Annotated in this window: 1 protein-coding gene; it reads right to left on the reverse strand. The window is 68.9% G+C overall.

Going from position 1 to position 1,076, the window contains the following annotated elements; genetic code table 11:
* Positions 1-12 precede the first annotated feature (12 nt).
* Positions 13-1,076, reverse strand: a protein-coding gene (locus ACZ6S8_RS39685) for an IS630 family transposase (RefSeq protein WP_469463285.1) whose coding sequence is annotated in 2 segments (ribosomal slippage) — positions 13-636 and positions 639-1,076 — 1,062 coding nt annotated over the 2 segments. Because the reading frame shifts where the segments join, the coding sequence is not laid out codon by codon here. This gene is flagged as partial in the annotation.

Raw genomic sequence — 1,076 nt, forward strand, 5'->3', positions numbered from 1 at the left:
CTACTGAGGATTTCAGGGTGGGGTCGGTGGGTTGATAGCCAGGCCGGTGGCGGTGAGGCAGCCGTCGATGAGGTGGGGTCTGAGTTGGATTCTGCGTAACTCGCGGCGGAGTTTGCGGTCGAGGTCGTCGGGGGTGTCGAAGGCGGTGTTGGCCGTGGCTCTGCGCACGAGTGACCAGATGGCTTCGACCGGGTTCAGGTCTGGCGCGTATGCCGGGAGGCGGACGGTGGTGAGCCAGTCGTGCTCGGCCTCGTAGCGTTTCAGCCCGGCGGCCAGGTGGGTGTTGAGATTGTCCCAGACCACCACGATGGGTCCGCCGAGCTGGATGTGTGCTCTCACCAGCAGGTCGCGGTAGTCCTGCCAGGAGAAACTCTTGCGGGCGCCCTTGAGCAGGAGATGGTTGCGGGGCCGGTGGATGAGGCGGCTCGGCTCGCCGGGTTTATAGCAGCACAGGGCGGCGACCGAGGTCCGGCGGCGGGAGCGGCCGCGGACGCGGATGACGGGGGTGTGTCCGCGCAGGCCCCAGGTGCGGGAGCGGGGCGGCGTCATGGAGAATCCGGCCTCGTCCTCGAAGACGAGCCATGCCCCGGACGCCGCCGCGAGGCTTTTACCTGGGGCCACACCTCCTTCTTCCAGAGCTCGACCGCGTGCTCGTCACGCTCGAGTGCTCTGCGGGCCGGTGCCTGCCAGGACCAGCCGTGCCGCTTCAGCAGCCGCCAGACCGTCGCTACCGAGAGACTCACCCGCAGCCTGCGGCGGATCACCGTCTGGACCCGGACCAGAGTCCACCGTTCATCCTCGAAGCCGTGCGCTGAGGGGCCTTTGCCGAGTTCCTCCTCGAGCATGCTGAACTGGGCATCGGTGACGGTCGGGGAGTTGGCCGGGCCCGTCGAGTGCAGGGCCTCTATGCCGCCCTCGCGCCAGGCACGACGCCAGCGTTCCACCGACCGCACACTCACCCGCAGGTCCTTCGCGATCACGGCGGTCTTCTCACCCGCCGCGAACCGCTCGCCGGCCTGAAGCCGGATCCCCTCACGAAACGCCCGACGCTCAGCGGTCAGGCCCCCACCCTCCGG

The sequence above is a fragment of the Streptomyces sp. NPDC048461 genome, from assembly GCF_055587105.1.